This is a genomic window from Streptomyces sp. SID3212 (genome assembly GCF_009865405.1).
GTDB lineage: Bacteria > Actinomycetota > Actinomycetes > Streptomycetales > Streptomycetaceae > Streptomyces.
Window position 1 is genome coordinate 1 of record NZ_WWJY01000385.1, and the last position, 325, is coordinate 325.

Genomic DNA, 325 nt, shown 5'->3' on the forward strand with positions numbered 1-325 from the left:
GCCAGGCCCGGCAGCCGGCCGGCCGAGGCGACGGAGAGGGCGTCCCGCGCCCGCTGCCGGGCGGCGTCGAGCTCCCCGGTCCGCAGATGCGCCGCCGCCTGGACGAGGTCGGCGACGAGGAGGAACACCGCACGGTCCTCGTCGGCCGACTGCTCCCCCCGGACCTGGCGGAGGAGACCCTCGGCCTCCTGGAGGCCGCCCAGCGGGACGAGTTTGGCCGCCAGGGACAGCCGGTGGTACGCGTGGCGGGCCGGGGCGGTGGGGGCCGCGAGGTGGTCGACGGCCCTGCGTCCCCAGTGGACGGCCTGCGCGGTCCGGCCCTCCG

General features: G+C 79.4%; 1 protein-coding gene. It reads right to left on the reverse strand.

Annotation, left to right across the window (positions count from 1 at the left end; genetic code table 11):
- A partial coding sequence (locus GT042_RS11570; RefSeq protein ID WP_161308628.1) for a hypothetical protein occupies positions 1-325 on the reverse strand: 325 nt, incomplete at both ends.